Raw genomic sequence first — 13,147 nt, forward strand, 5'->3', positions numbered from 1 at the left:
GATGCTCGTCTCGAATAATTCCGGCCCCCGCTTTTCGCCGTACGGCGACGAAGACCGCACCGAGGCCGCGACCGGCGGCCCCACGGACACGCGCTGGCTCGCCCCGACCGCCGCGGACCCCCTGAACGCCCGCATCATGCTTCCCGGGTCGAAGTCGCTCACCAACCGCGAGCTGGTGTTGTCGGCGCTGGCCGACGCGCCGTCGCTGCTCCGCCGCCCGCTGCACTCGCGCGACACGCGACTCATGGTCGAGGCACTGCGCTCGCTCGGTGTTGACATCGAGGAGGTCGACGGCGACGGCGCCTTCGGCCCTGATCTGCTCATCACTCCGCCCGACGAGCTCACGGGATCCGTGTCGGTCGATTGCGGGCTGGCCGGCACGGTGATGCGCTTCGTGCCTCCCCTGGCCGCCCTGGCGCTCGGCCCCGTCGCGTTCGACGGCGACGAGTCGGCGCGTCGGCGCCCCATGCGCACGACGATCGAGGCCCTGCGAGCGCTCGGTGTCGACGTCAACGATGACGGTCGCGGCACGCTGCCCTTCAGTCTCTGGGGTCGCGGGGCGATTCGCGGCGGCGAGCTCGCGATCGACGCGAGCGCGTCGAGCCAGTTCGTCAGCGGCCTGCTGCTTGCCGCCCCCCGCTTCGAGGAGGGCATTGTGCTGCGCCACACGGGCGAACACTTACCGTCGATGCCGCACATCGAGATGACGGTGCAGTGCTTGGCCGACCGTGGTGTGCGCGTCGACAGTCCCGAGCCGGGCGTGTGGGTGGTCGAGCCCGCCCCGATCGCCGGACTCGATGTCACCATCGAGCCCGACCTCTCGAATGCCGCACCGTTCCTCGGCGCCGCCCTCATCGCCGGCGGCACCGTGACAGTCGACGGCTGGCCTGCACGCACGACGCAGGTCGGCGCGGACCTCACCCACCTGCTGCCACACTTCGGCGCCACCGTGCGTCACGACGCCGACGGCGCTGTCACCGTCGACGGCGGGGAAGGTCTGCGTGGTGGCCGCGCGATCAGCGGCGTCACCCTCGACCTGTCGACCGGGGGCGAACTTGCCCCGGCCCTCGTCGCGCTCGCCGCGCTCGCCGCGGGTCCCAGCACCATCACCGGCATCGGGCACCTTCGCGGCCACGAGACCGACCGGCTCGCGGCGCTCACCGCCGAGATCACGGCCCTCGGAGGCGCGATTCGCGAACTCGAGGACGGCCTCGCCGTCGAACCCGCCACCCTCTCAGGTGGCCCGTGGCGCGCGTACGAGGACCACCGGATGGCCACGGCGGGCGCGATGATCGGGCTGGTCGTCGAGGGCGTCGAGGTCGACGACATTACGACCACGGCGAAGACACTGCCCGAGTTCCCCGAACTGTGGCAGGGCATGCTCGCATGAGTTGGCTGCCTCCCGTCGACGACGATGACGACGAGCCCTGGGGCGACTACGACGAGAGCGCGGTGCGCGAGCGGCCGAATCCGAAGGCAAACCGACCCCGCACGAAACAGCGTCCGGCGCACGACAACGCCGTGGTGGGCCGGGTGGTCACGGTTGACCGCGGCCGCTATCTCACCCTGATCGACGAGGGCACCGACTCCGAGCGGGAGGTCCTGAGCACCCGCGCGCGCGAGCTGCGTCGCACCGCGATCGTCACAGGCGACCGGGTCGACGTGGTGGGCGACGTCAGCGGCGCCGAGGGGAGCCTCGGACGCATCGTGCGCGTGCACGAGCGGCGCACCTTGCTGCGGCGCAGCGCTGATGACACCGACGCCGTCGAGCGGGTGATCGTCGCGAACGCCGACCAGCTCATGGTCGTGGTGGCCGCCGCCGACCCCGAGCCCCGCCCCCGCCTCATCGACCGCTACCTTGTCGCCGCCTATGACGCCGGCGTCACCCCGCTCGTCGTCGTGACGAAGACCGATCTCCGCGATCCTGCCGAGCTGATCGCGCCGCTCAGCGCGCTGGGGGTCGAGATCGTGACGAGCGCCGCATCCGACCCGCCGCTCGATCGGCTGCGCGCACTGCTGCACGGCCGCACCACCGTCGCTGTCGGACACTCCGGGGTCGGCAAGTCGACGCTCGTTAACGCGCTCGTGCCGGGCGCGGGGCGCGCGACCGGCATCGTCAACGCGGTCACGGGCCGCGGGCGTCACACGTCGAGTTCGACCGTGTCGCTGCGGCTGCCCGACGGTGACGGCTGGATCATCGACACCCCCGGGGTGCGTTCGTTTGGGCTTGGCCACGTCGACCCGGCGAACATCCTGACGGGCTTTGCCGACCTCGCCGCCGTGGCGGAACGCTGTCCGCGGGGGTGCACGCACCTCCCTGATAGCCCCGACTGCGCTCTCGTCGAGGCGGTCCAGGCCGGTGAGCTTGGCGAGGCGGGCGCCGCGCGGCTCGACTCACTGCAGCGGCTGCTCGCCACCCTGATGCGGCCGAAGGACTACTAGATTCGGTCTGTGACCGACAGCGCCTCGACCCACGCCGACGACCTCGCCCTGGCCCTCAGGCTTGCCGCCGCCGCCGACGAGGTGTCGCTCGCGCGCTTTCAATCGCTCGACCTGGAGGTGACGACGAAGCCTGACCGCACCCCCGTCACCGACGCCGACCGCGCGGTCGAAGAGACGATTCGTGCGGGCCTTGTCGCCGAGCGCCCCCACGACGCGATCTTTGGCGAAGAGTTCACGGCGGCGGCGGATCGCACGGAGGTCGCCGGGCGTCAGTGGATCATCGACCCGATCGACGGCACCGCGAACTTTTTGCGCGGCGTGCCGATCTGGGGCACCCTCATCGCGCTCGCTGTCGACGGTCGCCCCGTCGTCGGCGTGGTCAGCTCCCCCGCGCTCGAGCGTCGATGGTGGGGCGCGACGGGCCTGGGGGCATGGATGACCCGCACCGGAGCACTCGCGGGTGCCGAACCGGCCCGACTGCGGGTCAGCGGCGTCTCGACGCTCGCCGACGCGGTGGTGTCGTACAACAGCCTGCCCGGCTGGGCCGATGCGGGGCGCCTCGACCAGGCCATCGCGCTCGCCCGGAGCGCGTGGCGGGCCCGCGCCATCGGCGACATGTGGTCGTACATGCTCGTCGCCGAGGGCTCGCTCGACGCGGCCGGGGAGTTCGACCTGCAGCCATACGATATGGCGGCGCTGCAGCCCATCATCGAGGAGGCGGGTGGCCGGTTTACCTCGGTCGACGGCGAGGAAGGCCCGTGGCACGGCAGCGCGCTCGCCACCAACGGTGTGCTGCACGACACCGTGCTCGACATCGTCAGAAATCGCTGACTATGCTCGCCGTGTGACCCGCCCTCGCCTCTTCGCCCGCCGCCTATCGCTACTCGCCGTCGCTGCTGCCGCCGCGGTCAGCCTGGCCGGATGCTCGCTTCTGGGATCCACGTTCGGCGGCGACTCGACGCCCCGCGGCGACGACGGCCAGGTCGTCGAACAAAACGACAGCGCCGATGTCTTCAGCATCCGGGTCGGCGACTGCCTGAACGACGCCTCCGCCGGTGACGAGGTCACCGAGGTTCCCCTCGTGCCGTGCAGCGAGCCGCACGACAGCGAGGTCTACGCGTCGATCATCATGACGGGCGACGCGTTTCCCGGGAACGACGCCGTGATCGCCGAGGCCGACGACGCCTGCTTCGAGCGCTTCGAAGAGTTCGTCGGTATCCCCTACCTCGACTCGATCTACGACTTCAGCTACTACTTCCCGACGGAAGGCAGCTGGGCGAACGGCGACCGCGAGATTCTCTGCGTGATCTACGACCCGGCGGGCCAGAAGCTCACGGGCTCGCTGGCCGGAATAGAGCGATAACGACGCGAATCACCCAAAGCGACCGTTGACGTAGTCTGCAGTCCGTTCGTCTTCAGGGGTAGAAAACACTTTGTCGGTTAGGCCGTGCTCGACGATCGTGCCGGGCGTTCCTGCCTCGGCAAGGAAGAACGCACACTGGTCACTCACCCGCTGCGCCTGCTGCATGTTGTGTGTCACGATCACGATGGTGACGTCGCGCTTCAGTTCCATGATCGTCTGCTCGATTCTCCGAGTGGAGGTGGGGTCGAGCGCGGAGCACGGCTCGTCCATGAGCAAGACGCGGGGCTTGACGGCGAGCGAACGCGCGATACACAGACGCTGCTGCTGACCTCCGGACAAGCCGCCGCCTGGCGCGCCGAGACGATCCTTGACCTCCTTCCATAACCCCGCCTTCGTCAAGCACTCCTCCACAAGATCAGCCTTTTCCTGCTTGCTTGCTTTCTGTCCCGTCAGCGTGAGTCCGGCGAGGACATTGTCGTGGATGCTCATCGCCGGGAACGGATTCGGCTTTTGGAACACCATGCCTATCGCGCGACGGGCGTCGGTCGTGCGCAGACCGGCGTCGTAGATGTCCTGCCCGTCGACCAGAACCTCGCCAGCGAGCGTGGCGCCGGGAACCAACTCGTGCATCCGATTCAGGATGCGCAGGAAGGTGGACTTGCCGCATCCGGATGGACCAATGAGCGCGGTGACTTCGCCCGCCTCCATGCGCAACGAGACGCGGTCAAGTACTTTGTGGTCGCCGAACCAGGCGCTGATGTCGTGCGCTATAAGAGTGGCGAGCCCGCCGCTCGCGGGTGCGGCGAGGGGTGCATTGATTGAGGCGTCGATGGTCATGAGGGGATCCTTTAGAGGAGGTTGGGTAGCAGGATGCTGACCTGCTCGGACAGTGCGGACCCGATCCACAGGGCAACGGGGAGGGTGACGATCCAGGAGTGCCACCGGCCCCACCGTCGCATTGCAACGATCGTGACAACGACGACGACGAGACCGAATTGGGCGAGCAACAACACGGGGAGCCATGCGGACGGATCGCCGCCCATCGCAGCCTCCTCCGGCCCGAGAGAGCCGATACGTAGCACGGGAGCGGGTGTCGGTGCCGCCTCGGTGCGCAGTTCTGCGTCGACGCGAAGCACCCCAGTCGGCAGGAACCGCGGACCGTCGGCGGTCACGAGAGTAAGTCGCCCGCCAAACTCGCCGAGGTCGGGCGGTTGCGGGTCGCCCTCGCGGCGAACCCCCACAACTTCGTAGGTGAACTCTCCCTGCCCGGTCATGACCTCGATCATGTCTCCGGCAGCGAGTAACTCAATTCCCGCGAACGGGGCTCCGTATGCCCCGGAGCGCCCCATGATCACGCTGACACCGCGCTGTCCAGGAAGCGCGGTGTCCCGACGGTGCCCCGGGCCAGAGATCGTCACGGTGGACGTCGACCCCTCAAGCACCACCTCTGAGATTCCGAGCTTCGGAACCGACAGGAGGGCGACCGGGGTCCCGAGTGGCGTGAGGTTGCCGTCATCGTCGATCTGAGCCACGGGCGCTGTTGCGTCAGCAAGTTGGTATCGAAAGTCTCCATACAGCGATTCCTGATCGCGCTCGTGTTTAAACGACGACAGGAAGATCATCTGAGTCGCGAAGCCAACGAGGATGACGCCGGCGATCGTCAGCGCGGCTCCGAGAGCGAGCGCTCGACGCGGCCCGGAGGGCTTCGCGATCATGCGATTCAGTTCAGGGCGTGCGGGTTCGTAGCTGTCGGCCAAGCGAGTGCTGAGCGTTGCGACGCCGCGCTTTGCAGTGCGTCCGCCCGCAAGTGCGCCGCGCCGCGTTGCCCTCATTGCGCGGCGCAGTGCCGCCCTGGAGGTTTCCAGGGCGGCACTGCGGCGAGATTGATCGAGTGTCACAAAACTCGTCTCGCTACTTGGTAACCGTCAGCTTGACAGTGGTCGACTTGGCCGCGACTGTGGCCGAGCCTCCGTAGGCGACTGACAGGGTGTAGGTCCCCGGCTTGAGCTTCGGCAGGGTAACCGTCACCTTGCCGCTCTTCAGCGTTCCAGTTCCGAGAGTCTTCGACCCGTTCTTGATCGTTACCTTGCCCGTTGCTGCGACACTGTTCGGAACCGTCACAGTGACAGCCACCTTGGGGCTCACCGTGGTGCGCACCGTCGCGGCAGTCGCCTTGACCGTCGCCACAGCCTTGGCCGTTCGAACGACGACGCTCGACGACTCCGACGAGTCAACGCCAGCGAGTCGCGGAACGAACACAGCGCGAAGGTTGTACGTCGCGGGAGTCGTCGACGACTTGGTATTGATCGTCCACGTGGCGTTGGTCGCACCCGCTGCAACCGAACGCTCGCCGAGCTTCGTCGCCCCGTTGTAGAACTCGACGACGCCACCCTGGTTGCCGTTCGACAGCGTCGAGGCGGTCACGGTGAAGCTCGAGCCGTACCGCGGCGCGGTGGTGCTCGCCGACAGGCTCACCGAGCTTGAGGCGAGCGTGAACGCGCGGTTTGAGGTGTCACCGCACGAGTTCGGTCCCGTCGTGGCCGTCAGCAGGCCGAAGCCGTATCGCTGGATGACGTCCGGCTGCGAGCACACCAGCGAGCGTGTTCCGGCGAACATCCAGTTCGTGAGCGAGCGGGGGTTGTCGACCTCGGCACTCGGAACGACGTGGTACACGTTGCGCGTGATGACGTTCCACGACGGGTCGAGGATGTAGCTTCCCTCGGCGCCGAGAACTGGGTTTTGCCCGTTCACGGCCCGAAGCTCCGAATTGAAGCGACGATCCGGAACACCATCGACATCGTTGCCCTGCGTGATCCACTGAGCAATTGAGAAGGCCACAAGAGCGCCCGGGTCTCCGACGGTGGCGGCGCCATCGTGTTCCTGCACCAGCAGCGGCTCGCCGCCGCCAGGGTTGGGGTACAGATCCTTAGCAGCGGTGGTTCCAGCGCTGATCGCGGCTTCAGTGATTCCTACCTGACCTATCCAGAACGATCGGGTGCCCGAACCCGCCTGCGGAATGTAGGCATTGATCGGGACAGCCGTCTCGCCTCCGACGAGCTGGTAGCTGTCGTTCACGACCTTCGAGTAGTCGCCATTCGAATCGAGAACGACGCGCGTCACGAGCCCGTTGTAGATGCTGTACAGCGACGCAGTGCCGACACCGTTCGAGTCGACTGTGTCTGCCGAGGAACCCTTCGCGAGGTCGGGAATGACAGAGTCTGGTGACGTCGCGTACGTGACCGCATCAATCGCGAAAGGAACCCACGCGAGAACACCACTCGCGGTCCGCTCCGCTGCCGGCGAGTTCGACGACGAACGCGCCCAGTCGACCTGCCCGGCGGTGCTCGCGGTATCCCACGAGTACGTGACCGGAGAGCCCGACTGCGTCACCGTAAGAGAGGTCTGCGGCGTCTGACCGAGGGCCACGCGCAGAACGTTGACGCCATTGCCGGAGCCATTCGGGCGATCGATCAACGGGCCACCCGGACGCGTCTGGATCTTGCGATCGCCAAGCGCGTCGTAGGAGGCGAGTCGATCGAATCCACCCACGGTTCCGAGCGACTTCCCGAGACCGTCGGAAACGAACTGGGTCGTGTCCGATCCCACGCCGACGAGAATGCCGTACCGGCCGTCGGCCGGGTCAGCATTTGCCGGGGTTACGGCAGCGCCCACCAGGAGCGCGCCGACACCAAGCCCTGCGGCGAGCTTGGCGAAGGACTGTGCCTTCATGATTGTTCCCCTTTCTGGAAACAGCGGATCCGCCACCCGGGGTGGGTGGATCACGGACCACATCTTTAGCTGGCGCGTCACAGCGCCAACGCTCCGCGCCGGAGCAAAATCGGACCGGACAGGATGCATGGCAGGCCAAATAGTGCCGCGCCCGCGATGCCGTATTGTGCGGCAGACCATCCAGCGGTACCAGTGAGCACGGCCTCGACGTCCGAGGGCGGACTCGGAGTCACGGGTGTCGGCGTTGCGTCCTCATCGGCTGATGTTTCATCCGGAACGAATCCACCAAAGTCGATATCAGGGTCGGTGAAGTCCTCGCCGAAATCGCCGCCCAGATCGTCAGGCGTCGGCGTGGGCGTCGGTGTCGGCTCCTCCGCCGGCGGCTGATGCTCCTTGCACTCCGGCTTCGTCACCTCGGCCCGAATCGCGGCTACCGTCTCGAGCGCCTGCTCCACGAGAGCGGATGGCAGGGGGAGGTACCCAGCGGGCAAGGAGCCACGCGCCTCGCCCGGCCGCTGTCCGGGACCTACCGCGAATTCGATCAGGTTTGCGTAATCAGCAAGCGCATCCAGATCGGTAGAGCAGAGATTCACGGCAGCGTACGTCGGCAGGGTAAGCGGGTACGCCCCCTTCACCTTTCGATCCGCCGAGTTAGCGAGGGTGCCCGGCTGTGCTCCAGCGGTCATCCCGTTCAAAGCCGACAGAAGCGCATCCTGATTAGGTCCGAGTGCTTCGCCGGCAGCATTGACAAGTCGTGCTGTGCCTACGGCGTACCGGGAAGCGCTCGGCGTGTCGACGATGGACATCGCGAAGCGTCGCCCAGGAATTTGCGGCCCGCCGGAAACAAACGACGGGGGTACCCGCGTGTCATCCCACACGACTCGTGCGCCGGCATCGGCTCGCCTCGTGCGAAGCGCCCCCTCAAGCATGTCGTTCATGTACGGGCGCATGTTCAGCGTTCCGTACCCGGGTTCCGGAATAGACGGAAACTGCCGGTAGGTGGTGAGGTCGGCCTTGGGGAACGTGTCTACAGGGTCAGCGTCAAGATCGAGATCGAAGTAATAGGGGTTCACCCGTGCCCCCCACGGGTCGGGGGTGCCGTCAAGAAACGCTCGCGCATCCGGATCGCTGAGAACCCAGCTCCACAGAGCTTTGTTCGCATCCGAACTACCCAGGGCTACCATGAGGCCTTCCGGCTCGGCCTGCTGGCTGAAGAATTGGAACTCTGGGTTGAGCGCTATGAATTCCGGATCGTGACGGAGGCTACGCGGGTTCTGCGCGACGGCGGGCACTGCATTGCCGTTCGGCACATCGGCTCGATAACTCTGCGTTAGCAACTTCGCAACCAAACGCTGATTGAGGACGATATCCGCAAGCAACGTCCCGTTGCGCGGGCCGACCGGAGAGTTTGTCGCCACGAAGTAGTCGATCGTGAAGCCAACCGTCAGAGCGCTGACCGCCACCGGCGCGTACAACACAGTTGTCCCCTCGGTGAGTTGCGATGGTGAAATGGGTTCGCCCACAAACGCGAGCCCCGCAGCTCCCGGTGTCGTGCTGAGCAGCTGGCGCCTCGCCTCCTCATCCCCGATCTGCGAGTACCCGTAGGTCGTGCCCGCGGCGCACAGCGCGTTTTGCCAGGAGGTCATCGCCTCGGCGACCAGTTCAGTGCCCACCGTTCGGCGTTCGGCCTGCCCGAGCGCGCACGACAGACCCACTGGCTCGAATACCAGGGGGATCTCGACTCGCTGAGCCCAGGCACTCGCACTGAGCGGAGATCCCGTGATGCGCGACCCCGGATCACGAGTGAAGGATGATCCGTCAAGATTCAGGTCGCCACGAGGCACGACGACGAGCCAGCAGTCCCTGGCGAGCTCTGCAGAGCCAACGGCAAGCGGGGCGCCACACCCGAGGTGCGGTGCTTCCAGTGACGTCTGCAGCTCGATGATTGCGGAACCCGTGCCGTCGGCGCCGGTGCGGGCCGCCGAGACTTCGTTCGTAGTCGCCGAGGTGAAATAGTCGGCAACGGTGAAGCTTTGACCACCGCGGGCGGAGATGAAAGGGATGCCGAAGGCGCGCAGGTTGGGATTGCTCCGGGGCGGCGGGATGAGCTGATCCGGTCCGTACACCTGCTCGGGGTCTTCTCCCTCGATCAGCGAGCGATTGGCGGCGTTGACTCCCATCAGCCCCGCGAAGGTGCTGCTCGGTGCGCCGAACTGACACGTCTCGGGTCGGACCGGCGAACCCTTGGGGCTCCAGCACTGCATGATCTGCACGTAGTCGCGCCCGAACTCCGACGGGTTCGTTTCGCGGAGTCCGCTCCATCGAACCTCGACTCCCTGACTCACGAGGTCGACTGTCTGATTCACGGTCACCGTAAAGTTTGCGAACGCGTCACTTCCCGGGATGTCGGTATTACGTTCCGAGTCGGACCATCGCACCGTCACGGCGCTTGCAGTTTGACCGGCTGAGGCTGCCTGAGCAGCGAGCGCCGTGAAGTGGAGACCCAATCCGAGGTCGGCCGCAAGCAGGGTGACGAGAACCACCGCCCAGCCCGGCCTGCGGACCCAGGGGCGCAACTCGCGCTGAGTTCGCCTCGCGCTCATCGCCGACCCCCACGTGCGGCACCGGTAACGAGCAGCGGGGGCACCACCACAGCAAGGATGGCGACGAGTGCGACCGCGAGCACAGCCCAATCGATCGGTTCCCAGCCGTCCGCTGACGGGGCCGAAACAGGGATTGCACGGATGGATGAACATTGTCCCGTGTCGTCGTCGCAGGCGACCGGACCGCCGACGGTCACACCTGTTCCGCCGCCGGCACCAATACCCCCGGTGAACCCACTTTCACCGGGGGTCTCGGTAAACGGGTCGCCTTCGCTCGTCCCGTCGTCTCCAGATCCAGCGTCGCCGCTGTCCCCTGAACCGTCACCACCGCCCGAACCGTCGGCCTCCGACCCCCCGGACGTCGAGCCTCCTCCAGCCGCTCCTCCAGAAGCGGAACCGCCCGCGGCCGGCGGCGTGTCTGTCTCTTTGGCGCCGCCGGTGCCGTCAGAACACTGAGTAACTCCCTTCTTGTCGCACTCGCTTGGTTGGGGCGCGCGAGCAGCGAGGGTGTTCGTTCCATCGGATGAGAACGTGGGGTTGTTGCACTTTTTGATATCGATCGACTTGGTGTCCGCTCCGGGAATGCGGCGTACCTGGTCGAGACCCGCTTTGGCTAGGTTGATGGGCAGAGGCGAATACCCCAGAACCTCCGCCTGCTGTTGCCCTTCGCAGAGAACATAATTTGCAAAGGCGGCTAATGAACGACCCCGGTCGTCCGTGAAGCTCCCCGAGGTGGCGGTGGGCACGATCATGTAGGAGTACGACGACAGCGGATACGCGCGCTTGTCGGCGTTGTTATACACTCCGCTGAGGTTTTGCGTCAGGTAGGCGGGTGAGTTCCGATCCTGGTTGATTGTCGCGCCCAGGAGGCCGACCGCAACGTTGGAGGCCGTGGGCTCGACGTAGTAGCCCGCCTTATTAAGGACCTTTGCGACCGGGTATCCCGTCTTTAAGGCGTACGAGTACTCGACGTAGGTGATGGTTCCCTCGTTGGCGCGCTGTGCGACGTAACCCGAGACACCCTGCGAGTTGGGTTGCGCAACAAATCCTGCACCGGCCAACGTGGGGTAGTTCGAGGTTTGCCCGCAGGGCGTGGAGCGTCCCACCTTCTTGCAGTACGCGTCCCAGATCGACCGGTGCTGTGCAGCCATCCAGCCGGTGAATTGGGCGGTTGACCCGGAGCCGTCAGAACGCACTACGGGAACGATGCGCCTGGCAGGGAGTGCCAGTCCCGGGTTGTCGGCCGCGATCGCCGGGTCATCCCAGGTCGTGATGACCCCGGTGAAGATTTTCGAAACGGTATCGCCGGACAATCGCAGATTGGTAATCGGCTGGCCACCCGCACGCAGGTTGTACATGAAGGCGGTACCGCCCGCGACGATCGGCATGTAGGCGAAAGGGCGGCTCGGCAACGCGTCGAGTACACCATTGTCGGTCAGACCATATGGCGTCTCTGAGACCGCGTAGTCGACAGTGCCCGCTTTGAATTGGTTACGGCCGTCGACCGAGCCCGTGCTCGCATAATTCACGCGAAGACCGAACTGTTGCACGTTGCGTCGCCACTGATCAACTGCGTTGGCGCTCCAGCTGGACCCGCCCCCTGAGATCGGCACATAGTCGTTGGCTCGCGCGGCCTCGACGGGCCCCGTCGTAGCGGGCAAACCGACCGGCGCGAATAGGGCGAGTACGAGCGCAGCGAACAAGACGCGCGTCACCCTCTGCGGGCGAGCGAAACGAGCAATCACGAGGGTTCTTTCTGACTGTTGCGAGTGGAGCCGGGGACTGTCCTCGTCGCCGCGCGCGCGGTGCGTCGAGAACGGACGTCGTCGACGACGACAGCGAGGCGGTACCCGACGGCGATCAGTACGCGGTGTGCCGCCACACGCACGAGGCGCACTGTGCGTCGTGCCACGGGCGCAATCGGCGCGAGAATTCGTGCGACACGGCGGCGGCGGGCGTCCCGCTTGGCGACGGTTTGCCCGCCGATGATGCGCGCAATCACAAACAGGATCAACACGAGCATGAGCAGCACGACAGCCGTTCCGAAGCCACGCGCGATCATGTTCGGCTCGGGCGACTTGACGAACTGGAAGACCGCCAGCGGCAAAGACACCATCGGGCCGTTAAGCGGATCGGTGTTGAGGGCAGCTGTGAAGCCACTCGTGAGCAAGACGGGAGACGTCTCGCCGATTCCCCGTGCGGTGGCCAGGATAATCGCGGTCGTGAGGCCCGATCGACTGGTAGGCAACACGACATGCCATACGGTGCGCCACTGCCCTGCGCCGAGACCGATGGATGCTTCTCTCAACGTGTGCGGCACGAGTCGGAACACCACGTCCGCAGCGCGGATCATGATGGGAAGCATCATGACGGAAATGGCGAGAGCCGCAGCCATTCCCGACTTCTGAAGCCCGAAAACAAGGATGAACGTGGCGAAGATAAACAGGCCAGCCACGATCGAGGGCAGCGCGGTCATGGCTTCGACAATCGTTCGCACGAAGCGCGCGTATTTGCCGGGCACCTCTGTGAGGAATAGCGCGGTTAGCACGCCGAGCGGAATCGTCACCGCGAGCGCAATCGAGATCTGAATGAGGCTGCCGGCGATCGCATGGAGCACTCCACCCTCGCTGAGCGGGTCCAACGGACCTGCCAGCGACATGTCCTCCGTGAAGAAGCTGAGGTACGGCAGCGCCTCGGCACCACGGATGGCGGTGAAGCCGACGACAAAAATGAGTGCGATAACCACCGTTGCCGCCAGCGAGTGGATGGCCACCGCAACGATGCGGTCAAGGACGGCTGGACTGCGTTCGTCAAGCGACACGAGCACGGTGTAGAAGACGACGAAGGCGACGTAGGCGATGAGGAAGAAGGGCAGCGGACCGTTGATCGGGGCCCACTGGGTGGTCAGGAGCGTTGTGAAGGCGAGAGACGCAATGATCGCCCCGATCATCGACAAGAGGTCGAGAACGCGAAGCCCGTGGGTCTGTCGCCGACGTTCAACGACAGGCAC

The 13,147-nt window shown here is 66.0% G+C and carries 10 protein-coding genes; 4 read left to right on the plus strand and 6 right to left on the minus strand.

Going from position 1 to position 13,147, the window contains the following annotated elements; genetic code table 11:
* Position 1 precedes the first annotated feature (1 nt).
* The 4 genes from aroA to ACK4SC_RS09310 are packed head-to-tail and all read left to right on the plus strand — an operon-like array spanning position 2 to position 3,805.
* Positions 2 to 1,390, plus strand: coding sequence for a 3-phosphoshikimate 1-carboxyvinyltransferase (aroA, locus tag ACK4SC_RS09295; RefSeq protein WP_409617312.1), 1,389 nt, complete (start codon positions 2 to 4; stop codon positions 1,388 to 1,390).
* Positions 1,387 to 2,442 carry a ribosome small subunit-dependent GTPase A gene (rsgA, locus tag ACK4SC_RS09300; RefSeq protein WP_409617314.1) on the plus strand — a complete coding sequence of 352 codons (1,056 nt, stop codon included), beginning with the start codon at positions 1,387 to 1,389 and terminating at the stop codon, positions 2,440 to 2,442. The genes aroA and rsgA overlap by 4 nt, the downstream gene beginning before the upstream one ends.
* 9 nt (positions 2,443 to 2,451) lie before the next feature.
* Positions 2,452 to 3,273 (plus strand): inositol monophosphatase family protein, encoded by an 822-nt coding sequence (locus ACK4SC_RS09305; RefSeq protein ID WP_409617316.1) that lies wholly within the window; start codon positions 2,452 to 2,454, stop codon positions 3,271 to 3,273.
* 13 nt (positions 3,274 to 3,286) lie between these two features.
* Positions 3,287 to 3,805, plus strand: a complete 519-nt coding sequence (locus ACK4SC_RS09310) for a septum formation family protein (protein WP_409617318.1) — start codon at positions 3,287 to 3,289, stop codon at positions 3,803 to 3,805.
* Between the two features lie 9 nt (positions 3,806 to 3,814).
* On the opposite strand, the gene ACK4SC_RS09315 is transcribed toward ACK4SC_RS09310, so the two are convergent.
* The 6 genes from ACK4SC_RS09315 to pstA all read right to left on the minus strand — a co-directional run bounded on the left by ACK4SC_RS09315 (position 3,815) and on the right by pstA (position 13,147).
* A complete protein-coding gene (locus ACK4SC_RS09315; protein ID WP_409617320.1) occupies positions 3,815 to 4,642 on the minus strand; it encodes a phosphate ABC transporter ATP-binding protein in 828 nt (275 codons plus the stop codon).
* A gap of 11 nt (positions 4,643 to 4,653) precedes the next feature.
* Complete coding sequence (locus tag ACK4SC_RS09320) at positions 4,654 to 5,520, minus strand: sortase (RefSeq protein ID WP_409617321.1); 867 nt, start codon at positions 5,518 to 5,520, stop codon at positions 4,654 to 4,656.
* Between the two features lie 196 nt (positions 5,521 to 5,716).
* Complete coding sequence (locus tag ACK4SC_RS09325; RefSeq protein WP_409617322.1) at positions 5,717 to 7,534, minus strand: Ig-like domain repeat protein; 1,818 nt, start codon at positions 7,532 to 7,534, stop codon at positions 5,717 to 5,719.
* Positions 7,535 to 7,611: 77 nt separating this feature from the next.
* Entirely contained in the window at positions 7,612 to 10,077 is a 2,466-nt protein-coding gene (locus tag ACK4SC_RS09330) for a hypothetical protein (RefSeq protein ID WP_409617324.1), read from the minus strand.
* Between the two features lie 56 nt (positions 10,078 to 10,133).
* Positions 10,134 to 11,882 (minus strand): phosphate ABC transporter substrate-binding protein PstS, encoded by a 1,749-nt coding sequence (pstS, locus tag ACK4SC_RS09335; protein WP_409617326.1) that lies wholly within the window; start codon positions 11,880 to 11,882, stop codon positions 10,134 to 10,136.
* On the minus strand, positions 11,879 to 13,147 hold the full coding sequence (gene pstA / locus ACK4SC_RS09340; RefSeq protein ID WP_409617328.1) for a phosphate ABC transporter permease PstA: 1,269 nt from the start codon (positions 13,145 to 13,147) through the stop codon (positions 11,879 to 11,881). The genes pstS and pstA overlap by 4 nt, the downstream gene beginning before the upstream one ends.

Origin of the sequence: Microcella sp. (assembly GCF_046293215.1) — a bacterium.
In the GTDB taxonomy this organism is placed as follows: domain Bacteria; phylum Actinomycetota; class Actinomycetes; order Actinomycetales; family Microbacteriaceae; genus Microcella.

Coding starts and splice junctions, on each gene's coding strand:
- ACK4SC_RS09315 (WP_409617320.1), bottom strand. CDS start 4,642: ATGACCATCGACGCCTCAATCAATGCACCCCTCGCCGCACCCGCGAGC.
- aroA (WP_409617312.1), top strand. CDS start 2: ATGCTCGTCTCGAATAATTCCGGCCCCCGCTTTTCGCCGTACGGCGAC.
- ACK4SC_RS09320 (WP_409617321.1), bottom strand. CDS start 5,520: ATGATCGCGAAGCCCTCCGGGCCGCGTCGAGCGCTCGCTCTCGGAGCC.
- rsgA (WP_409617314.1), top strand. CDS start 1,387: ATGAGTTGGCTGCCTCCCGTCGACGACGATGACGACGAGCCCTGGGGC.
- ACK4SC_RS09325 (WP_409617322.1), bottom strand. CDS start 7,534: ATGAAGGCACAGTCCTTCGCCAAGCTCGCCGCAGGGCTTGGTGTCGGC.